Raw genomic sequence first — 20,754 nt, forward strand, 5'->3', positions numbered from 1 at the left:
GATCCACCGCCCCAGGCGCCCCAGCATGCGCCGAGGCTCAGCCCAAAGAACCGATCAGGGGTAGCTGAAGCTCTTTACCAGGGTGAGTTCGCCCGGCTGGCGCATGGGCACGATGAAGTTTTCCTGCTTCTCGCTCGGTGTGCCTTCCTCGGTGATGACCGTCACCTGGGCGGTGATCAGCGGCTGGGCAGGGCCTTCGGTGCCGTCGTCGCTGCCGTAGTAACCGCCGCCGTAGTAGTTCACGTACACCAGGTACTGCCCCTTGAGCGGGGTCGGGCTGGCGATCATTTCCGGGCCGTAGCCGGTGGTCACGTCCACGTCCAGCGCCGTGCCGTTGGGCGCGCTGCGGTCGCCGTACCAGATGTGGGCGCCGTCCGGCGTCACCAGGTGCAGGTCCAGGTCGGTGTTGTCGGCATCCCAGGAGAGCACCACGCGCATGCGTGCCGGTACGCCGCCCTTGGCCCGGCTGTAGAACTGCACGCGGTGGGATTGCTTGCCGTCCGGGCTGCGCACTTCGACGCTGTTGCTGCCGGAGGGGAACACGAAGGGCCGCTGGAAACTGCCGTCCTCGTCCACCTTCAGCGGCATGCTCACGCCGTTGACCACCAGGGTGCCGGGGCCGCTGGCCGCCTTCGGCATGCCGGTGATCGCGCCCTTGATCAGCGCGGTATCGGCCTGGTCCGACGCGGTGTTCACCGAGGAGGCCGGGTAGTTGACCTCCTGCATGAAGTGCTCGCCCGAGCCGGCGCCTTCGCGCCAGCCACCGCGCGGCGTATCGAGTCGCACCTCGGCGCTGGCGAGCAGCGGCGTCAGGGCCAGGAACAGGGAAGCAAGGGAGGCGCAGCGCATGGGGATCATTCCAGTAGCAGTTGGCGGGCGAGCCGCTCGACGTAGGCTTCGTCCTGGCCATTGGGGTGGGCTTCGAAGGCCAGGTGCAGGTATTCGTGGGTCAGGTCGAGGCGGTCCTGCAGGGAAAACAGGCCGCGCACGAAGATGCGCCGCCGCTCGCGGTCGACATGGGGTCGGCCGGAGGCCAGGCGGCACACCGAGAACTGCGGGATTTCAGCGTAGCCCGGCTCGGCATCCAGCACCGGGCGCCACTCGCGGCGCTGGCGGCGCAGCCAGTCCTCGGCGTTGGGCAGGGCCTGGCAGGCTGCCACGGGCTTGTCCCAGCGGCTGAGGCTGGCGCGGGGGAAGGCACGGGCGAGGATGCTGTCGTAGCGCACACCCTCCTTGGCCTCCGCCACGGCCTGCTGCCAGGACAGGCGATCCGGGCCGGCGCGCTCGCTGTGGTAGGTCACCGTGCTGCCAGCCAGCACCAGGTCGGCGGTCCAGGCGGCGATGCTGCGACTAGCAGCGGAAGCCGGGCGGGGGGCGACCCGCTGGCTGGAACTGCTGTCGTCGATGACCAGGCACTCGCCACGGCGCACGGCGTTCTGCACCAGGTAGGTCCGCACTGCCACGGCCAGGGCCTTGGCGGCCTCGGCGGGTTCGGGTGCCGCCTCGCGGTCGAGCACGCGGGCCACATAGTCCTCGCGCTCCAGGTGAGCGGTCAGCGCCAGGCCGTCGTCACGGCGCTCGAGGAAGAGCTCGCCCTGGCTTTCGATGTCCAGGCGGTTGCCGTTCTCGAACAGCACCTGATAGCGCCCGCGCAGGGCACCGGGCGCCACAGGCGTGGACTGGCCGGCGAGGCTCACCTCGCGCAGCGGATAGCGGCTGAACAGGCGCACCTCCACGCAGCTGCCCGGCTCGCGGGGCCAGCTCACCGGCAACGTGCGTTCGAGCACCTCGGCGTACTGCCCGAGAACGCGCTGGCTGGTGCCGGGGCCGCTGGCCCAGACCGGCGTGCCGTCGTTCAGCCAGCCGGCGAAGCCGCCCTGGCGGGCCTGGGGATCGGCGTCGGCGAGCCAGCTCCAGGTCTTCACCCGCAGGCGCGCGCCCAGGGTGGCGAGCACGCCGGCATCACGGGCCTGGAGCGGTACATCGAGCAGCACGCGGCGGGCCTCGTCCTGGGCCGGCAGGGTCTGCAGCTGGGCCAGCAGGTCGGCCACCGGGACCCGCGCCTCGGGCTTCAGCGCATCGAGGCGGTGCAGCCAGGCCGGGGCACTGCGTGCCTGCCAGTAGCGGGACCAGTCATCCGGGGTCACCCCGAGGCGTGCCGGGTCGAAATACAGGCCGCAGGATTTCACCAGAGCCTGGTCACGGTCGATGCGTTCGCCGGGGTTGCAGCAATACACCTCGTCACGGTCGTGGCCGAGGCACTGGTAGCCGGGGTCCGGCTGTTGCCGGTCCACCAGGTAGGCGTAGACGAAGAGTTTCCACAGGCTGCCCAGGGGCGCCTGGCGCTCGGCGGGCAAGGGACTGCGCGCCAACACGCGGCTGCGGTCCAGTTCGAGCAGTTCGTTACCGGTCGGGGTACGCCAGGCCAAGGCGAGGGGCGCCTCGGCGGCCCCCACCGGGAGGGCCGCCAGCGCCAGCAGCGCAGCGGCCACGCGCAGGCCCCTGGTCAATCTCAATCGACCTTGATCTGTCCCAGCGCCGGTTCGCTCTCCAGCGCCTGCTCCTGCGGCGCGTAGAGGCGGACGTAGCGCGCCGGCGGCAGCTGGAACTCGCCTTTCTGCGAGAAGCGCACCAGGTGACGCAGCACCAGGGCACCTTCCAGGCGATCCACCGGGACGGCGTAGACCATCTGCCCCGGCTCGTTGCGGGCCTTCTCCAGGGCGGAGGCTTCCTCGCCTTCCAGGCCGGAAACCTGGATGCCCCAGGTGGTGCGCTCGACATCGGCACCGGGCGGCAGCGGCACTTCCAGCAGGCCGTAGCGCAGGGCGCGACCGGCCTGGGCGTTCAGCACCACTTCGTCCAGGTAGAGGGCGTCGCTGGAGATGTCACCGGGCTTGGCCTCTTCGGCCTTGAAGGTGAAGGGCTCGCTGCCCGGCACCAGGCGCAGCAGGCGGCGGCTGATCTCCACCGGCAGTGCGGCACCCGCGCCGGCAGCCTGGGCGCTCTGGTAATCCAGGCGCACGTCCACCGGGTGAGCCAGGTCGGTCGGCAGGTCAAGGGTGGCGGGCACACCCTGGCCATGCCACTGCCAGTAGCGTTCGCCGCTGTCGCCTTCGCGGGCCTGCCAGTCGCCTTGCGGGGCGATGGCCAGGTCGGGACCGGCCTTGTCCAGGCTGCGCTGCAGCCAGGTCAGGGCCAGGGCGCGCTCGACGGTGGACTGCCCCGGCGCCAGGCGCTTGAGCAGGGCAGCCGCACGCACCGGGTCGGCCCCATTGAGGTACAGGCCGAGGGCTTCGGCGAAGGGCTGCTGGCTGGCGGACAGGCGCTCGCGGGCGGCACCCAGCTGAGCGTCCAGCGCTGCCGGCACGCGGACTTGCAGCTGACGGGCGAGACCGGCGGTGAGCACGCGGGCAGCCGCCAGGCCGAGGGACGACTCCGGTGCGGCCATCACCAGGCTGGCGCGGCCGTCGTCCACCTCGGGCACGTCCTCGCCGTCACCGGCGGCGGCCAGGTCGGCCATCAGGCCTTCCATCAGGGTGTTCACCGGCAAGCCCATGTCGCGGGCGAAGGCCAGCACCAGGGCTCGCTGCAGCAGCGGGGTGTTGGGGGCCTGGGCGGCGTAGGTGTCCAGCACACGCTGCCAGTGGTCCGGCGGCAGCTGAACCTCCAGGGCACGGCTGGTGTACCAGTCGGCGTAGTAGGCGTAGGCGGTGAGGAAGGCGTCGGCATCGGCCTCGTCGCCCCACCAGGTGAACACCGCTTCCGGGCCGGCCATCTGCACCAGGCGCAGGCGACCGGTCTGCATGACCAGGCGCAGGCGGTCGCTCACGCGGCGCTCGCCCTGGGCCAGGGTCGGGTAGGCCACGGCCAGCGGCAGCAGGCGGCTGGCGGTCTGCTCGACGCCGCCATAGGGGTAGGCGAGCAGGTCGTCGAGGGCGCCACGGAACAGAGCCTGGCCGTTGTCGTCCTGGCGCAGGCGGATGGCGCTGGCATCGGCCGGCAGGCCCAGCTCGGTCTTGCCGGCGTAGGCCACCAGGCTCTTGCTCTGGGCACTCGGCCAACCGTCGGCGGCCAGGTGCAGGGCCACGTCGAGGGCATCGACGGCCTGGCCGTCACGCACCAGTTCGGCGTGGAAGTCCCCTTCGGCCACGGCCGGAACCGTCAGCGGCAGGTAGTTGATGCCCTTGGCCAGTTCCACCGTGGTGCGCTGTTCCTGGCCGGCGTAACGGGTCACCAACTCGGCCTTGGAACCGGCTTCGCCCTGGTTGAAGGCGAACAGGCCGAGGGTCGGGCGGTCGCCCTTGCGGAAGCTGGTGGGGCCGCTCCACTTGAGGTACAGCGGCTTCTCGGAGCGCACGAACTGGCGCTTCTGGCCCACCTGGCCATCGGCGTTCATGGCCCGCGCGGTGATGCGCCAGCGGGTCAGGGAGTCCGGCACGCGGAAGCTGAAGCGCACCTTGCCGTTGGCGTCGGTGACCAGGTCCGGCTGCCAGGCGGCGGTGTCCACGTCCTCGCGGCGCGGACGCTCCAGCACCTTCACGCCGCGGTCGCTGCGGTTGGCGCGGCCGGGCGCGGTGGCGCTGCCGGGCAGGGCCAGGTCGTAGGCGATGAACGAGAGGCTGGCGCTGGTGCGCACGTTGTTGCGGCGCGGGTGGTAGAAGAACTGGTCGATGCCCGGGGCGATCTCCGGCTGCAGCGCGTAGATCATCTCGTCCACCACGCTGACGGTGAGGCGCGAGGCGGTGGGCTTGCCTTCGTAGCGGGTGGTCAGCTCGACGGTGACGGTGTCACCCGGGCGGGCCACTTCCTTGTCGGCCACCACCTCGATGTCGATCTGCGGCGTGGCCACCTTGATGCCGGCGTTCTGGAAGCTGTAGTCGCCGCCACGGGTGTACAGCGCGGAGAAGGTGATGTTGGGCGAGAAGGTCTTGCCCACCGGAATGCGCGCGCGGTACTGGGTGTCGGAAAGGCGCTCCAGCTTCAGCCAGTCGCCGCCCTTGGACAGCAGCGCGGTGGCTTCCACCTTGTCGCGCTCCAGGGTCAGCAGGGCATCGCTCACCGGCTCGGGGAAGGTGATCAGCGCCAGGGCTTCCTCGCCGGCCTTGTACTCGGCCTTGTCGAGGACGATCTCGATGGTGCCGGCCACAGACTTCACGCCGTCGCCGCTGACCGAGTGGCCGGTGGCGCCGAGGATCAGGCCCTTGTCGTCCTTCAGGGTGATGCTGTAGGTGCCGGGGCGCTCGAACTTCAGGTCGAAGCCGTCGCTGCCGCCGGCCAGGGTGCCACCCTGGGTGCTCTGGTCTTCCAGGCGGACCCAGTCGTAGCGGGCCGGCTTGAGGTCGCTCGGGCGCTCGCTGCGGAAGCTGAAGTGCACCGACTCACCGGCGCTGCTGAAGCGCTGCGGCGCGGTCAGGGCGTAGCGGGCGGCGCCGCGCTCGATGAGGATCTCCTTGCTGGTGCGCACGCGGTAGGCGGCGCCGTCGCTGGCGAACACGGTGAGCAGGTAGCGGCTGGGCTTCTCGGCGGCCGGCAGGTTGAGTTCGGCACGGCCCTGGGCGTCGGTGGTGAGCTCGGTGCTCTCCAGCTCCACCGGGAACTGCCCGAGGTACTGCAGCTCGTTGTCGATCATCGACAGCTGCTGGGCGCGCAGGCTCAGTTGCAGGCGGGCGTTGGCCACCGGCTTGCCGTCCGGGTAGAGCAGCACCAGGGCGCCCTTGACCGGTTCGCCGGTGCGGAAGTCCGGCTTGGCCAGGTCCAGCGACACTTCGAAGTGCGGCTTGATGTACTCGGCCACTCGGAAGGCGCTGCTGTAGATCTGGTCGCGGTAGCGGAAGCGCAGTTCGTAGCCCCCGGCCACGGCGTTGCGCGGCAGCTGGAAGCGACCCTGGGTGCCGGACTGGCCGTCCAGCGCCAGGTCCAGGGTCTGCAGCTCGGTGCCGTTGGCGTCGAGCACGCTGAGTTTCAGCGGCGCGGCGGTGGGGGCGACCGAGTCGCGGGCGTTCTTGAATTCGCGGCCGACGATCTTCACCTCGACCCAGTCGCCCGGGCGGTACAGCGGGCGGTCGGTGAAGGCGTAGAGCTTGGTGTCGTAGATCTCGCTGTCGTAATAGAAGTTCTCGGAGACGAACACGCCGCCTTCGGCGTCCTCGCCCAGCACGTAGGAGCGCTCGGGGCTGCCGTGGCCGAGGCGCAGCAGGCCCTGGGCGTCGGTGGTGCCGCTGGTCATCACGCCCAGGCCGTCGCTCCACAGCACCTTGGCATCGGCCACGGGCGTGCCTTCGTGCTTGCGGGCGGTCCACACCAGCAGCTCACCGCCGGCGATCTTGCTCACGGCCACGGTGTTGGAGACGAACACCACGGTGGTGGCGCGGTATTTACCGACGATGGCTTCGGTCAGGTACAGGCCGGGCTTGAGCTTGCCGAGGGGGATGTAGACGTTGCCCGGCTGGGTGCTGGTGAACTGGCTGGAGGAGCCGGCCAGCTCGACGCCCTTCGGCGGTTCGATGGGCTTGGCCTGCCACAGCGGGTAGCGGAACTGCGCCACCATCGGCATGCCCTTGAGCGGTGCGTACTGCACCTGCGGGGTGAACTCGGTGGGCTGGCGGATGGCCTCGCCCATGCTCAGTTCGGGGGCTTCTTCGGTGACCTGCTTGCGCGACTCGTAGGAGAAGGCCCGCTGCATCACCCGACGCGACTTGCGGTACCAGTTGTCCCAGAGGTAGGCCAGGGTGTTGGACAGGCCCTCGCCCTTGAAGTCGCCCTCGGTGCTCACGCGGTGCAGGTTCTTCTGCCGCTTGAGGAAGTCGAGGGGGTTCTCGATGCGGTACACACGGATGTCGACGCCGCCGTACTCCTCCATCCGGTAGCGGCGGTAGTCGCGGCCCGGAGCCTCCAGGCGCACCTGGGCCACTTCATCGGTGGCGAAGCTGCTGTCGGAGAGCAGGAAGAAGGACTCGCCCGCCAGGGGCGTGTAGCCGCTGGCCGGCACCTCGTCCTCGGCCTGGGTGAGCGCCGGCAGGGCCAGGGGCAGTACCAGCGCCATCAGCGCGGCAGCGGACAGGCGCGCCGCACGGCGCAGGGGGCTGGCGTTCATCGGGCGAGGAAGTTCAGTCGATAGATGCCGATAAAGTTGGGGTTGGATTCGTCGGGGATCCATCGGGTGTCCTTCCATTTCATGAGTTGTTGCAGGCTGACGGAGCGCATGCCGTTATCGGTCGGGGTGCTGGTGCCGGTGTGGTAGGCGATTTCCCGCCCCATCCAGATCATCAGGTGCTGGTCATCACCCTGGTCGAAGAAGATCAGGTCGCCGGGACGGGCCTGGTTGAGGTCGCGGCCGGCGAACCGGCTGTTGTGCTGAATGAGTTTGATGGCGTTGACGTAGGGGCCGACCTTGCCACCGCCCTGCTGCCAGTTTTGTGCGAGCTGGCGCTGGGCGTCGCTCAGCTCCAGCTCCGGCGGCAGGTAGCGGTTGGACAGGCCATTGGCGCGCAGCCACTTGGCGTCGTGGACCTTGAGCGCCTCGTTGGCAGCGAAGCGCACCAGGCCGGCGCAATCCTGCTGGTGCCAGCGCGGGCTCGGGCCCTGGCGCAGCTGCTCCTGGGCGATGCGCACGAACCAGGCGCGGAACACCTGGGACTGCTCGGGGTCGAGCCCCACCGTTTCGTCGGCGCGCAGCACCAGGCTCCACGCCATCAGCAGCGCGGCCAGCCCGAACGGCAGGCGACGGATCACAGGGAGCGCCATTCCAGGGGCAGCCATTCCCACGGGTCGCTGGCCTGGGTGTCGGCCGGCAATGCCAGGGCGTACTTGCCGTGGCCACCGAGAGCCCGCAGCTTGGGCAGCAGGTGGGCTTCGGCGGCGTTGCGGAACACCGGCTCGTCGTTGCTCGGCAGGCTGTCGAGGGTTTCCCGCTCCAGCAGCTTGGCCAGGCCTTCGGGGGCCAGGTAGGCCGGCACCAGGGCGTCCTTGGGCAGGGTCTCGCCCAGCGGCGGGAAGCGCTTGTCGAGGGTATCCAGGCCCTTGGTCACCAGCTTGTCGTCCAGGGAGAACAGCAGGGTGTCGCCATGGCGCGCCAGGCTCACGTGGAAGTAGCCACGGGAGGCCAGGGCATCGGGGTTGGCGCTCTGGGATGCGGGGTACTGGCCGAAGTTGGAACCGACGTCGCGGGCCCAGATGCGGGCGGCGCCACGGGTCTGGCTCTCCAGCGGGAAGCGGCCACCTTCGGCATAGGGTTCGAAGGCACCGATCACCGAGCCGAACAGGCCTTCGATGGCCGGGTCCATCTGGCCGGAGGCCGCCTCGTCGAGGTGGGCGACCAACAGCGGCGAATGCAGGCGGGAGTCGGCGTACCAGCACAGGCCGGCGGTGGTGCCGAGGCGCTTGCCGAGCTGTTCGGTGACCTCCTTGCCGGCACCGACGCGGTCCAGCAGGCGGGCATTCACGCCCGGTGCCACGGGCAGCGCGACGCAGGCGCTGGCGCCCATGGGCATGGCCTGCCACACGGGCTTGAAGTCGAACTTGGCCTGGTCGTCCACCTCGTTGAGGGCGACGTAGCTGCGCCAGCCCTTGTCGTCCATCTCGAAGCGCAGGCCGGCGAAGCTGGGCAGGAAGCGCTGGTAGCCGAAGGCGAGGAATTCACCGCCCAGGGCGATGCGCTGCTGCTCCTGGCCACGGGCCTTGAGGCCGAAACGCTCGGGGAAGGGATCATCGCCGGCCATCAGGCCTTCGACCGTCTCGGTCTCGGCGCGGGCCAGCTTGCCGGATTCGTCCAGCAGCATGCCGGGGCTGGAGAGCACCAGCAGCTTGTCGCCATGACTGGCCAGCAGCACCGAGCGCTCGCCCAGGTAGCGCAGGCTGTAGAGCGGCACGCTGTCGCCGTCCACCCGCAGCTCGCCCACCTGGCTCAGCTGGGTGTCGTCCAGTGCGGCGTGGGCCAGGGGCTCCAGCACGCGGGCCAGGCCGCCGCGCTGCAGGGTCACCAGCACGTGCTTGAGCTTGCCGTCGGCACCCCGCCAGGCCGCGACTTCAGCGGGCTGGTCGAGCAGTTCGTCGATCAGCGAGTCCTGCAGCTTGAGGTCGTGCTCGTAGATGATGCGACGCAGGCTGCCGGCCAGGCCGAGGCGGTCGGCGTTGTCCTGGTAGTAGAAGACGAAGTCCTCGGTGAGGGTGTCGCGCAGCAGCGGCACCGCGAGGATGTCCTTGGGCAGGCGGCTGAGGGAGGCGCTTTCGATCAGGGCGTCAGGGCGCTTGAGGTCCAGCCCCAGGGCGCTCTGTTCCGCCAGGTCGCGCGGCTCCTGCTTGTCGCAGCCCCCCAGCAGGCCGGCGGCCGCCAGCGGCAGCAGCAGGCCGAGGGCCAGAGCGCGCGGGTGACGCGCCAGGGCAGTGCGGGCGCTTTCAGGAGTGGTGTTCTGGTTCATGGTGAAAAACCCCGGTTCATCCACGCGGCGGGACATCAGAAGTTGAAGGATTTGACGAGCACCAGCTCACCGATGGCCCGCAAGGGCACGACGAAGGACTCACGCTTCTCGTTCACGGTGTTCTCGTTGAACACCAGGCTGATCTGCGACGTGATGACCTCGTTCTGGTTGCTGCCGGCTTCGAAGTTGTAGCCATTGGCGCCGTAGTTGCCCCAGTAGTTCACGTACACCAGGTAGGTGCCGTGCAGGGGCGCGGCCATGGTGAACATTTCCGGGCCGGGGCCGTCGACGCTGTCGGTGTCCAGGCCGCCGCCGTTGCTCATCACCGGGTCGGCCCAGAAGGCGTGCTGGCCGTCGGGGGTGACGATGTGCAGGTCGAGTTCGGCCTTGGGATCGTCCCAGCCGAGCACCACGCGCAGGCGCGCCGGGGTGCGGCCGGTGTTGGCTTCGTAGAACTGCACGCGCTTGAGCGACTTGCCGTCGCCGGACACCACTTCGACGCTGTTGGAGCCGGCGCCGAACGCGTACGGGCGGACGAAACGTCCGGCGTCATCGGTGTAGAGCGGCAGTGGGTTGCCGTTGACCACCAGGCGGTGCGGCGGGCGGACGTGGCCGATGTTGGCCAGGCGTCCTTCGATGAGGGTGCGGTTGCGCTGTGCGCCCCGGTCGATGGGCGGCGTCGGGTAGGCAACCGCCGGGTTTTCGCTGCGATCGAGCAGGCCGGCGTAGCGCCAGCCAGCACTGGGGCCCTCCAGCGTCGCGGACGGCTCGGCCGCCCAGACAAGGGGGGCCAGGAGCAGCAGGCTGAGCAGCGAAACGGCGCGCATGTTTAATCCGTTAATGGCGCAAAGGCCGCGATGCTAGCCCTCCCCACGCCAAGACGCAACGCGCGGGACCGAGGAGTCGGAAGCGCCTCACATTTTGATACAGCTTGCCCAAGGCCCCGCAGGCCGGGGCACCGGGCCTAGATCAGGCCCAGCAGCTGCAGGCTCAGCAGGCCGATGTTGGTGGTGACCACGGCAGCCAGGGTGGTGATGACGATGATGGAGGCAGCCAGCGCATGGTTGCCGTTCACCGCCCGCGCCATGACGAAGCTGGCGGCAGCCGTGGGGCTGCCGAAGTAGAGGAAGAGGATCGCCAGCTCGGCCTGGCGGAACCCCAGGGCCCAGGCACCGGCTGTGGCCAGCAGCGGCAGCCAGACCATCTTCATCAGGCTGGAGCTGATGGCCAGGCGGCCGCTCTCGCGCAGGGACGCCAGCGACAGGGTGCCGCCGATGCAGATCAGCGCCAACGGCAGGGTCATCTGGGCGAAGTACTCGCCGGAGGTGATCAGCCAGGCCGGCAGTGGCAGTTGCAGGTAGGCCACGGGGATGGCGGCGAGCACGCCGATGATCAGCGGATTCTTCAGCACGCCCTTGATCAGGCTCCAGGGATCGGCGCGCATGCCCGGTGCGTAGACCGTCAGCACGATGGACGACAGGGTGTTGTAGCAGAGGATCACCACACCCCCGAGCAACCCGCCCACCGACAGGCCGTAGTCGCCGTACATGCTGGTGGCCAGGGCGAGGCCGATGATGCCGTTGTTTCCACGGAACGCGCCCTGGGTGTAGATGCCCCGATCCGCCTCCGGACAGCGCCAGATGGCCCAGAGCCAGGCCAGGCCGAAGCAGCCCAGGGTGGCAACGACGAAGTAGGCGATGAGCGCGGGCTGCAGGGCGGTGCTCAGGTCCGCCTTGATGATGCCGAGGAACAGCAGGGTCGGCATGGTGCCGCGGAAGACCAGGCTGGAGGCGGTGTCGATGAAGGGAGCGTCGATCCAGCCCAGGCGGCGCAGCAACACGCCGAGGAACAGCATGGTGAACACCGGGGCGGTGATGCCGAGGATCTGCTGGACGACGGAGAACATGACGGGCCTGGGCGGGATTGGTTAGGCGGCTAAGAATACCAAGGCCCGGCCACCAGTGGCTTTCAGGACGCTTTCAGGGGAAGAAAAACCGGAGGACTCTGAACGATCCTTGGCTTCACCATCACGAATGTATTCGCGCCTGTGGGGCGGCGGCGCTGCGCGCCGCTTGGCGACTGAAGTCGCCCCTACGGGTGCCGTGTCGTAGGCGTAGCCCGGACTTCAGTCCGGGGCTGGTCGCCCACCCCGCTCCCGGGCTGAAGCCCGGGCTACGGAGCGCGCCGCGTACGGCCTCAGCGACGGACCGGGCGCTTCTGCAGCTTGCGCTGCAGGGTGCGGCGGTGCATGCCCAGCGCGCGAGCGGTGGCGGAGATGTTGCCATCGTGCTCGGCCAGCACGCGCTGGATGTGTTCCCACTGCAGGCGATCCACCGACATGGGGTTTTCCGGCACCAGGCTTTCCACGTCGGCCTGCTGGGACAGCAGCGCGGTCAGCACGTCGTCGGCGTCAGCCGGCTTGCACAGGTAGTTGGTGGCGCCGCGTTTGATGGCCTCCACGGCGGTGGCGATGCTGGAGTAGCCGGTGAGGATGACCACCCGCATGTCCGGGTCCAGCTCCAGCAGCTTGGGCAGCAGCACCAGGCCGGAGTCGCCTTCCATCTTCAGGTCCAGCACGGCGTAGTCCGGCAGGTCGTCCTTGGCCAGGGCCAGGCCCTCGTCGGCCGAGCCGGCCACCGACACGCGCAGGCCCCGGCGGCTCATGGCGCGGGCCATGACGCGGGTAAAGGTGGCGTCGTCGTCCACCAGCAGCAGGTGGGGCTGTTCTTCGCCGTCGATCAGGGGTTCTTCGCTCATGTCGAGTCCTCTCGTGGTGGGCTCAGGCGACACCGTGGCTGCGGGGTAGGCGCAGCTCGGTGAGGGTACCGCCCTCTTCGTGGTTGTACAGCTTCACCGTGCCACCGGCGCGCGTCACGCTGGCCTGGCTGAGGAACAGGCCGAGGCCGAATCCCTTGCCCTTGGTGGTGAAGAAGGGCCGGCCGAGTTGCTCGGCGATGGCCAGGGGAACGCCGGCGCCCTGGTCGCGGATGCTCAGCACCATCCATTGATGGTCCCAGTCCAGGCGAATGTCGAGTTTCTCCGGACAGGCGTCGGCAGCGTTGTTCAGCAGGTTCAGCAGGGCCTGGGTCAGGTCGGCCGGCGGGCGCAGGCGCGGCGCCAGGCCAACGCCCAGGCACTGGTAGCGGTAGGTGGCTTCCGGGCGCATCAGGTGCCAGCGGTTGAGGGTCGCCTCCAGCCATTCCACGGCGGTCTGGTCCACCACGGCCTGGCGGCGGTCCGCCTCGGCGGCGCGCACCAGTTGCTGCAGGGTTTCCTTGCACAGCTTCACCTGCTCCTGCAGCAGCGCCAGGTCATCCTGCAGGGCCGGCTTGTCGCCGTACTCCTGGCGCAGCTCCTTGAGCAGCACGCTCATGGTCGCCAGCGGGGTGCCCAGCTCGTGAGCGGCGCCGGCGGCCTGGGTGGCCACGGCCAGCAGTTGCTGGTCGCGCATGCTTTCCTCGCGGCGCACGGCGCGCAGCTGGTCCTGGCGGCGCAGCTCCTCGGTCATGCGGGCGGCGAAGAAGGTTATCAGCGCCGCCGCCAGGGCAAAGCTCAGCCACATGCCGTAGATCAGCATCGCCTCGCGCTGCTCCACCGGCATCTCCAGCGGGTGGAACCACACCAGCAGCAGGGTGTACGCCGCCAGCGCCAGCCCCGCCAGCACCAGGGTGTAGACCCAGGGCAAGGTGGCGGCGGCGATGGTCAGCGGCACCAGGTAATAGGAAACGAAGGGGTTGGTGGAGCCGCCCGAGTAATAGAGCAGCACGCTGTGGATGACCAGGTCGCAGGCCAGCTGCACCGAATACTCCAACTCGGTGACCGGCCACGGGCCGCGCAGGCGCAGGGTGGTGCTCACACAGAGCACCAGCGAAACCGCCAGGGTCACCGACAGCTCCAGCCAGGGCAGTTCCAGCAATTGCGCGCGGTAGGCAAGGCCCACCGAACCGGCCTGGGCGGCCAGTACGAGCACACGGATGAGGGTCAGACGCAGGAGGTTCTGCCGGCTGGCGGACAGGTGGTGTAAGGGTTCGAGCATGGGCACTCCAAGAATTCGGCGGAGTATAACCAAGGCGCCTGGCGCACCGCTGATATGCGTCAACTCGCCGCATCGTTGCGCAGCGGTGGACCATGGACAGCGCGACTGCACAGCCTGCGTGCCAGAGCGGTGGAAAGGCGAGGCCGTGATCGAACGAAAAAAATTCCTGCGGTCTTAACCCGGACCGCACGGAACGCCCGTCTACCCTGTTGACTGCCGCAAACCGCGCGCACACCCACTGCCTCTCACAAGGAGCCGACATGCAAGCCATCACCCGCCTCTCCGCCGCCCTCGCCCTGGCCACCGCCGCCTTCGCCAGCCTCCCGGCCATGGCCGACGAGGCACGCTACAACCAGGTGGCCCTGCGTGCCGAGGTCAGCCAGGACGTGGCCCACGACCTGATGCACGTCACCCTGTTCAGCGAATCCGAGAACAGCGACCCGGCCAAGCTGGCCGCCGAGATCACCCGCACCCTCAACGCTGCCGTCGAAAAGGCCCGCGCCACCAAGGGCATCACCGTCAGCCTCGGCAGCCGCAACAGCTACCCGGTCTACGACGACAAGGGCCAGAAGATCACCCGCTGGCGCGAGCGCGCCGAAGTGCGCCTGGAAAGCGCCGACTTCGCCGCGCTGTCCCAGCTCAGCGCCGACCTGATGGGCAGCCTGAAGATGGCCGGCATGGACTTCAGCATCGCCGACGCCACCCGCAAGAAGAACGAAGACGCCCTGCTGAAGGATGCCGTCGACGCCTTCAAGGCCCGCGCCCAACTGGCGACCCAGGCCCTGGGCGGCTCCGGCTACAAGCTGGTGAGCCTCAACCTCAACAGCGACGGCTTCCAGCCGCGCCCGATGATGGCCATGCGCGCCGCCAAGGCCAGCATGATGATGGCCGAAGACGCCCCGGCACCGGAGATCGAAGCCGGCACCAGCCGCGTCAACGTCACCGCCGATGGCGTCATCGAGGTGCAGATGCCCTGACACGGGGCCAGGGCCACCTGCACGAACGGGTGGCCCCAGGCTGCGAACGGTCGCGAACTTGCAGAATTGCGACACCGCCTTACAGCATCGCCACAGCTTCTACACTCATGTCCCACCATGGCTTGCCTCGGGCATGTGCCATGCATAGTTTCGGGCGAGGCGCCTTACGAGGGCGCCCCTCACGATGAAGAACACAACAAGACATGAGGTCAAAATGCGTAAAAACGCCGTCATCCAAGCGCTTCTCGCCGCCGGGCTGATCGCCGGCGCACCGCTGGCCAGCGCCGCCGGGAACCTGGTGTTCTGCTCCGAAGGCAGCCCCGCCGGCTTCGACCCCGGCCAGTACACCACCGGCACCGACTTCGACGCCGCCGCCGAGACCGTCTTCAACCGCCTGACCCAGTTCGAGCGGGGCGGCACCGCCGTCGTCCCCGGCCTGGCGGAAAAGTGGGATGTCTCCCCCGACGCCCTCACCTACACCTTCCACCTGCGCCCGGGTGTGAAGTTCCACACCACCGAGTACTTCAAGCCCACCCGCACCTTCAACGCCGACGACGTGCTGTTCACCTTCCAGCGCATGCTCGACAAGGACCACCCGTTCCGTAAGGCCTACCCCACCGAATTCCCCTACTTCACCGACATGGGCATGGACGCCAACATCGCCAAGGTCGAGAAGCTGGACGACATGACCGTCAAGTTCACCCTCAACCAGGTGGACGCGGCCTTCATCCAGAACCTCGCCATGAGCTTCGCCTCCATCCAGTCCGCCGAGTACGCCGACCAGTTGCTCAGCAGGGCAAGGCCGCCGACCTCAACCAGAAGCCCATCGGCACCGGCCCGTTCGTGTTCAAGCGCTACCAGAAGGACGCGCAGATCCGCTTCGCCGGCAACAAGGACTACTGGAAACCCGAGGACGTGAAGATCGACAACCTGATCTTCGCCATCAACACCGACGCCTCCGTGCGCATGCAGAAGCTCAAGGCCGGCGAGTGCCAGATCACCCTCTTCCCCCGCCCCGCCGACCTCGAGGCGCTGAAGAAGGACACCAACCTCAACATGCCGTCCCAGCCGGGCTTCAACCTCGGCTACATCGCCTACAACGTCACCCACAAGCCCTTCGACAAACTCGAAGTGCGCCAGGCGCTGGACATGGCGGTGAACAAGAAGGCCATCATCGACGCCGTCTACCAGGGTGCCGGCCAGCTCGCCGTCAACGGCATGCCGCCGACCCAGTGGTCCTATGACGAGACCATCAAGGACGCCGGCTACAACCCCGACAAGGCCAAGGAACTGCTCAAGGCCGCCGGCGTGGCCGAAGGCACCGAGATCACCCTCTGGGCCATGCCCGTGCAGCGCCCCTACAACCCCAACGCCAAGCTGATGGCCGAAATGCTCCAGGCCGACTGGGCCAAGGTCGGCATCAAGGCCCGCATCGTCACCTACGAATGGGGCGAGTACATCAAGCGCGCCAAGGGCGGCGAGCACGACGCCATGCTGATCGGCTGGAGCGGCGACAACGGCGACCCGGACAACTGGCTCGGCACCCTCTATGGCTGCGACGCCATCGACGGCAACAACTTCTCCAAGTGGTGCAACACCGACTACGACAAGCTGGTCAAGCAGGCCAAGGCCAACCCCGACCAGGCCCAGCGCACCGAGCTGTACAAGCAGGCCCAGCACATCCTCAAGGACCAGGTGCCGATCACCCCGATCGCCCACTCCACGGTCTACCAACCGATGCGCAAGAACGTGCAGGACTTCAAGATCAGCCCGTTCGCCCTCAACTCGTTCTACGGCGTGAGCGTCGGCAAGTAATCCGGCAGGCGGGGCACCGCGCCCCGCCCTCCCGGCACCAGGCGCCCGCTCAGGGCGCCCTCCTCCATCCGCCACCGCAGGCACGCATTCGCGGCAGGCCATCACGCCAAGGACGCCCGATGCACCCACGCCTGCTGCCCTTCCTGCTCCTGCTGCCCCTCTGGACGCAGGCCGCCCCCAGCCTGGTGGTCTGCACCGAAGCCGCCCCGGAAGGCTTCGACATCGTCCAGTACACCGCCGCCAACACCGCCGACGCCAGCGCCGAAACCCTCTTCGACCGCCTCGTGCAGTTCGCCCCCGGCAGCACCCGCATCGAACCCGCGCTGGCCGAACGCTGGACGCTTTCCGATGACGGCCTCAGCTACGAATTCACCCTGCGCCAGGGCGTCAAGTTCCACACCACGCCCTGGTTCACCCCCACCCGCGACTTCAATGCCGACGACGTGCTCTGGAGCTTCCAGCGCCAGATCGACCCCAGGCACCCCTGGCACGACCGCTCGCCCCGGGGCTTTCCCTATGCCGAATCCATGGCCCTGGGGCAGTTGATCGAGCGCATCGAAAAGCTCGACGACCACCGCGTCCGCTTCGTCCTGCGCCACCCCGAAGCGCCCTTCCTCGCCGACCTCGCCATGGGCTTCGCCTCCATCTACTCCGCCGAATACGCCGACCACCTGCTCGCCGCCGGCACGCCCGAGGCCCTCAACAGCCGCCCCATCGGCACCGGCCCCTTCGTCTTCCAGCGTTATGAGAAGGACGCCCAGGTGCGCTTCACCGCCCACCCCGACTACTGGGGCGGCCGCCCGGCCATCGACCGGCTGCTGCTGGCCATCACTCCCGATCCCAACGTGCGGGTGCAGAAGCTCAAGGCCAACGACTGCCAGGTGGCCATCTACCCGCGCCCCACCGACATCCCGGTACTGCGACAGGAGCCGGAGCTGAACGTGCTGGGGATGGACGCCCTGCTGGTCGCCTACGTCGGCCTCAACACCCGCCACCCGCCGCTGGACGACGTGCGCGTACGCCAGGCCATCAACCTCGCCTTCGACCGCGACGCCTACTTGCGCGCCCAGTTCGGCGAAGGCAACGCCACCCTCGCCGCCGCCCCCTACCCGCCCAGCGTGCTCGGCTACGACCCCGCCCTGAAACCCTGGGCCCACGACCCCGCGCACGCCCGCCAGCTGCTGGCCGAGGCCGGGCACGCCGACGGCTTCCACCTTTCCATCTGGACCCGCCCCGGCGGTGGCCCCACCAACCCCAACCCCGGCATCGGCGCGCAGATGCTCCAAGCAGACCTCGCCGCCGTCGGCATCCAGGCCGACATCCGCGTCTTCGAATGGGGGGAACTGATCAAACGCGCCAAGAACGGCGAGCACGACCTGGTGTTCATGGGCTGGGTCGGCGACAACGGCGACCCGGACAACTTCCTCGGCCCCAACCTCTCCTGCGCTGCAGCAAGCTCCGGCGAAAACCTCGCCGGCTGGTGCGACCCCGCCTTCGACGCCCTGATCCGCCAGGCCCGCGCCGAACGCGACGACACCCAGCGCGCCGCCCTCTACCGCCAGGCCCTGGGCATCTTCCACCAGCAAGCCCCCTGGATCCCCCTCGCCCACCCCCGGCAATTCTCCGTCGTGCGCAAGGGCGTCAGCGGCTACCAGCTCAACCCGCTGGGGTCGAACAACTTTGCGCGGGTGAGGTTGGAGGGGAGGGAATAACCTGCGGTTCGAATGGGTACATCTTTATCCCGCCCCCAACTCACCCAACCAACGCAAGGTCAACTCCGGCTGCCTGGTCGCGGCATCCCGCGCTTCGGCGACGACTTCGAAACCAGCCGAACGGTAGAAGCCCACCGCCTTGACGTTGGCGCGGTAGACGTTCAGTTCCAGTGAGTGATGCCGCACCTTGGCGCTGTCCAGCAGGCGACGGCCGAGTCCGCTGCGCTGGTGGTCGGGGTGGATGAAGAGTGCGGCCAGGTGGTGCTCGACCCGGGACAGGAAGCCACGCACCTGGCCGTTCTCTTCCACGACCCAGTTTTCCGCGGCGGGCAGGTAGTGGTTGAGCATGGCGTCCCGTTGGCTGTGCCAGAAGGCTTCGGGGATGAAGTCATGGGCCTGGAGGGAGGCCTCCAGCCAGATGTCCACCAGGTCGGCGTACTCGTCGGGGCGGGCCAGGCGGATCATGTGCAGTCCTGTGCGGGGGTCACGTTCGAAGCCGGCGATTATAGGCGCCGGCGAACGTCGGACTGCAGAAGCGCGCCGCCCCCCTTCCTCGGCGGCGGCCGGGGAGGGGGTGATAAGGCGCGGTGACCCGATTCAGTCGCAGCAGCTTCGAGGACCTATCCCGTTAGGACACGCCGCTCCCGGCCAGCGCCTCAGGCCAACCCGAACGGGTCGTCGATGGAGTGGCTCGGCTGGGTGAACCAGCGCGGGCCGTCTTCGGCCATGTAGAAGTGGTCTTCCAGGCGGATGCCGAATTCGCCGGGCACGCAGATCATCGGTTCGTTGCTGAAGCACATGCCTGGTGCCAAGGGCGTGGCGTCGCCGCGTACCAGGTAGGGGCCTTCGTGGATCTCCACGCCGATGCCGTGCCCGGTGCGGTGCGGCAGGCCGGGGAGCTGGTAGTCCGGGCCGAGGCCGTCGGCCTCCAGGGAGCGTCGGGCGGCGGCGTCCACCGCTTCGCAGGGGGCGCCCAGGCGGGCAGCGTCGAAGGCGGCCAACTGGGCGCGCTTCTCGGCGTCCCACAGGGCACGCTGGCGCGGGCTGGGGGTGCCGAAGACGTAGCTGCGGGTGATGTCCGAGAGGTAGCCGTGCAGGCGGCAGCCGGTGTCGATCAGCACCATGTCGCCGTCCCGCAATGGCCGGGGCTGGGCCACGCCGTGGGGGAAGGCGCTATCGGCGCCGAACAGGACGATGCAGAAGTACGAGCCGCTGGCCCCGACGCGGCGGTGGGCCTGGTGGATGAAGGCCTCCACCTCGGCCGGGGTGATGCCCTCGCGGAGGATGCTGGCGGCGGCCTTGTGCACGGCCAGGGTCATGTCCTTGGCGCGCTGCATCAGGGCGATTTCGGCGGCGGACTTGCGAGCCCGGCAGTGCTGGGTGACGCGGCCGCCGTCGATGAAGCGGTAGCGCGGCGACTCATTGCGCAGGCCGTCGAACATGAAGAACGGCAGGCTCGGGCACAGCGCCACGCAGGCGTCGTCGGCCAGGCCCAGGGCGGCCAGGCGATCCAGCAGCAGGCGGTAGGGGGACTCGTGCTCCTGCCAGGTGCGGATGGCGCCCGGCACCACCTGGAAGCCGCGCACGGTGCCTTCCTCGAAGGCCGGGGCAAGGTATTCCAGCTCGCCCACGGCCGGCAGCAGCGCGCCCACCAGGCGTTCGCTGGGGTGCCACTGCACGCCGGTGAAGTAGCGCAGGTTGGCCCCGGCATGGAGGTACAACGCGCCGATGCCCTGCTCGGCCATGAAGCGCTGGGCGCGGGCGATGCGTGCGTGGTACTCCGCCGCCTCGATGGGCCGTGCGCCGGCAGTCATGTCGTGCAACTGGGCGAGCGCCGCCTCTGGCGTGCTGCCGCCTACACCCCTGGTCATCCCGTGGTCCTCGCTTGTCTGACAATCCGGCGGCGGAATTTAAGGGAGGCTGAACGAGGCGGTCAAAGGATTTTTTAAGTGTGACTTAATTTTATGACCACCGATGCACGACGCGCGCGCCATTCGACCTTTCGCTGACAGCTTCCCGACAGCTTCAGCCACTATGCTGCGCAGGCCCGGCGACACGATCGCCCGGCAGCTCCACCCTTCCCTTGCGCGGTACCGTGCCCACCGCCGGCCACAAGCCGGTGGCCCGGGCGCTTGCGCCGGGACTGCCGCCCGCCGCACCGCTCGGTATACTGGCCGCCTCCCGTCACCAGAGCACCCGCCATGTCCGTCGACCGCATCGGAGAACGCCTGCGCCGCTACCGGCGTGCCGCGAAGAAGACCCTCAACCAGGTCGCCGCCGAATCGGGGCTCACCGCCAGCTTTCTCTCCCAGGCCGAACGCAACCTGACGGGCGTGTCCATCTCCTCCCTGGCCAACATCGCCAAGTCCCTCGGCGTACCGATGAACGCGCTGTTCGACCAGCCGCCGCAGCCCCAGCCAGACTCCCACCAGAACGAGCGCGTGCGCTACACCATCGAGGGCCAGCCGCTGGCCTACGAGCGCCTGTCCACCTCCTTCCCCGGCAACCTGCTCAACGCGGTGAAGATGAACATGCCGGTGGGCTACCAGTCGGAGCTGATCGCCCACGAGGGCTCGGAGTTCGCCTATGTGCTCTCCGGGCAGATCGTCTACACCATCGACGGTCGCCAGTACCCGCTCGCTGCCGGCGACTCGGTGCACTTCGACGCCGGCAAGACCCACTGCCTGGCCAACGTCGGCGAGAACGTGGCCGAGGTGCTGACCGTCACCACCATGCCGCTGTTCGACGACCGCAACGCCTCCTGACCTCTCGCATTTACCACGATGCGACGCCCGGTG

Annotated in this window: 14 protein-coding genes and 1 pseudogene; 4 read left to right on the forward strand and 11 right to left on the reverse strand. The window is 68.8% G+C overall.

Translation table 11 applies throughout. The features are described 5' to 3' along the window. Positions 1–54 precede the first annotated feature (54 nt). From BM198_RS18340 to BM198_RS18380, 9 genes are all read right to left on the reverse strand, one after another. Entirely contained in the window at positions 55–849 is a 795-nt protein-coding gene (locus tag BM198_RS18340; protein ID WP_044409798.1) for a YfaP family protein, read from the reverse strand. A 5-nt stretch (positions 850–854) separates the two neighbouring features. Then, a complete protein-coding gene (locus tag BM198_RS18345) occupies positions 855–2,510 on the reverse strand; it encodes a DUF2300 domain-containing protein (RefSeq protein WP_074971638.1) in 1,656 nt (551 codons plus the stop codon). 2 nt (positions 2,511–2,512) lie between these two features. Further along, positions 2,513–7,093, reverse strand: coding sequence for an alpha-2-macroglobulin family protein (locus BM198_RS18350; RefSeq protein ID WP_074971639.1), 4,581 nt, complete (start codon positions 7,091–7,093; stop codon positions 2,513–2,515). After that, positions 7,090–7,728, reverse strand: coding sequence for a DUF1175 domain-containing protein (locus BM198_RS18355; protein WP_107329472.1), 639 nt, complete (start codon positions 7,726–7,728; stop codon positions 7,090–7,092). Before BM198_RS18355 ends, BM198_RS18350 begins: the two co-directional genes overlap by 4 nt. Continuing rightward, the gene (locus BM198_RS18360; protein WP_044409849.1) at positions 7,728–9,416 is read right to left on the reverse strand and encodes a DUF2138 domain-containing protein; all 1,689 of its coding nucleotides are present in this window, start codon (positions 9,414–9,416) and stop codon (positions 7,728–7,730) included. Before BM198_RS18360 ends, BM198_RS18355 begins: the two co-directional genes overlap by 1 nt. Before the next feature lie 35 nt (positions 9,417–9,451). After that, positions 9,452–10,243, reverse strand: coding sequence for a YfaP family protein (locus BM198_RS18365; protein WP_074971640.1), 792 nt, complete (start codon positions 10,241–10,243; stop codon positions 9,452–9,454). 137 nt (positions 10,244–10,380) lie between these two features. Then, positions 10,381–11,322, reverse strand: a complete 942-nt coding sequence (locus BM198_RS18370) for an AEC family transporter (protein WP_074971641.1) — start codon at positions 11,320–11,322, stop codon at positions 10,381–10,383. A gap of 290 nt (positions 11,323–11,612) precedes the next feature. Next, entirely contained in the window at positions 11,613–12,173 is a 561-nt protein-coding gene (locus BM198_RS18375) for a response regulator transcription factor (RefSeq protein ID WP_044409812.1), read from the reverse strand. A gap of 22 nt (positions 12,174–12,195) precedes the next feature. Beyond that, on the reverse strand, positions 12,196–13,452 hold the full coding sequence (locus BM198_RS18380) for an ATP-binding protein (protein ID WP_044409815.1): 1,257 nt from the start codon (positions 13,450–13,452) through the stop codon (positions 12,196–12,198). 260 nt (positions 13,453–13,712) lie between these two features. Between BM198_RS18380 and BM198_RS18385 the strand changes: the two genes are divergently transcribed. The 3 genes and pseudogenes from BM198_RS18385 to BM198_RS18395 all read left to right on the forward strand — a co-directional run bounded on the left by BM198_RS18385 (position 13,713) and on the right by BM198_RS18395 (position 17,956). Further along, complete coding sequence (locus tag BM198_RS18385; protein ID WP_044409818.1) at positions 13,713–14,429, forward strand: SIMPL domain-containing protein; 717 nt, start codon at positions 13,713–13,715, stop codon at positions 14,427–14,429. Between the two features lie 214 nt (positions 14,430–14,643). Beyond that, positions 14,644–16,244 (forward strand): annotated as a pseudogene (locus BM198_RS18390) (ABC transporter substrate-binding protein). Between the two features lie 119 nt (positions 16,245–16,363). Further along, a complete protein-coding gene (locus BM198_RS18395; protein ID WP_074971642.1) occupies positions 16,364–17,956 on the forward strand; it encodes an ABC transporter substrate-binding protein in 1,593 nt (530 codons plus the stop codon). A gap of 24 nt (positions 17,957–17,980) precedes the next feature. Here BM198_RS18395 and BM198_RS18400 read toward each other — a convergent pair whose 3' ends face one another. Together BM198_RS18400 and BM198_RS18405 are read right to left on the reverse strand one after the other, a co-directional pair. Then, positions 17,981–18,421 (reverse strand): N-acetyltransferase, encoded by a 441-nt coding sequence (locus BM198_RS18400; protein WP_074971643.1) that lies wholly within the window; start codon positions 18,419–18,421, stop codon positions 17,981–17,983. Between the two features lie 191 nt (positions 18,422–18,612). After that, entirely contained in the window at positions 18,613–19,827 is a 1,215-nt protein-coding gene (locus BM198_RS18405; protein WP_074971644.1) for a M24 family metallopeptidase, read from the reverse strand. 330 nt (positions 19,828–20,157) lie between these two features. Between BM198_RS18405 and BM198_RS18410 the strand changes: the two genes are divergently transcribed. Next, positions 20,158–20,721 carry a helix-turn-helix domain-containing protein gene (locus BM198_RS18410; protein WP_044406946.1) on the forward strand — a complete coding sequence of 188 codons (564 nt, stop codon included), beginning with the start codon at positions 20,158–20,160 and terminating at the stop codon, positions 20,719–20,721. Positions 20,722–20,754 lie beyond the last annotated feature (33 nt).

Source organism: Metapseudomonas otitidis (assembly GCF_900111835.1).
Classification (GTDB): domain Bacteria; phylum Pseudomonadota; class Gammaproteobacteria; order Pseudomonadales; family Pseudomonadaceae; genus Metapseudomonas; species Metapseudomonas otitidis.

Excerpts from the sequence above, each read along its gene's own strand:
- BM198_RS18340 (WP_044409798.1), bottom strand. The coding sequence starts at position 849 with ATGCGCTGCGCCTCCCTTGCTTCCCTGTTCCTGGCCCTGACGCCGCTG.
- BM198_RS18350 (WP_074971639.1), bottom strand. The coding sequence starts at position 7,093 with ATGAACGCCAGCCCCCTGCGCCGTGCGGCGCGCCTGTCCGCTGCCGCG.
- BM198_RS18360 (WP_044409849.1), bottom strand. The coding sequence starts at position 9,416 with ATGAACCAGAACACCACTCCTGAAAGCGCCCGCACTGCCCTGGCGCGT.
- BM198_RS18365 (WP_074971640.1), bottom strand. The coding sequence starts at position 10,243 with ATGCGCGCCGTTTCGCTGCTCAGCCTGCTGCTCCTGGCCCCCCTTGTC.
- BM198_RS18370 (WP_074971641.1), bottom strand. The coding sequence starts at position 11,322 with ATGTTCTCCGTCGTCCAGCAGATCCTCGGCATCACCGCCCCGGTGTTC.
- BM198_RS18375 (WP_044409812.1), bottom strand. The coding sequence starts at position 12,173 with ATGAGCGAAGAACCCCTGATCGACGGCGAAGAACAGCCCCACCTGCTG.
- BM198_RS18380 (WP_044409815.1), bottom strand. The coding sequence starts at position 13,452 with ATGCTCGAACCCTTACACCACCTGTCCGCCAGCCGGCAGAACCTCCTG.
- BM198_RS18385 (WP_044409818.1), top strand. The coding sequence starts at position 13,713 with ATGCAAGCCATCACCCGCCTCTCCGCCGCCCTCGCCCTGGCCACCGCC.
- BM198_RS18395 (WP_074971642.1), top strand. The coding sequence starts at position 16,364 with ATGCACCCACGCCTGCTGCCCTTCCTGCTCCTGCTGCCCCTCTGGACG.
- BM198_RS18400 (WP_074971643.1), bottom strand. The coding sequence starts at position 18,421 with ATGATCCGCCTGGCCCGCCCCGACGAGTACGCCGACCTGGTGGACATC.
- BM198_RS18405 (WP_074971644.1), bottom strand. The coding sequence starts at position 19,827 with ATGACCAGGGGTGTAGGCGGCAGCACGCCAGAGGCGGCGCTCGCCCAG.
- BM198_RS18410 (WP_044406946.1), top strand. The coding sequence starts at position 20,158 with ATGTCCGTCGACCGCATCGGAGAACGCCTGCGCCGCTACCGGCGTGCC.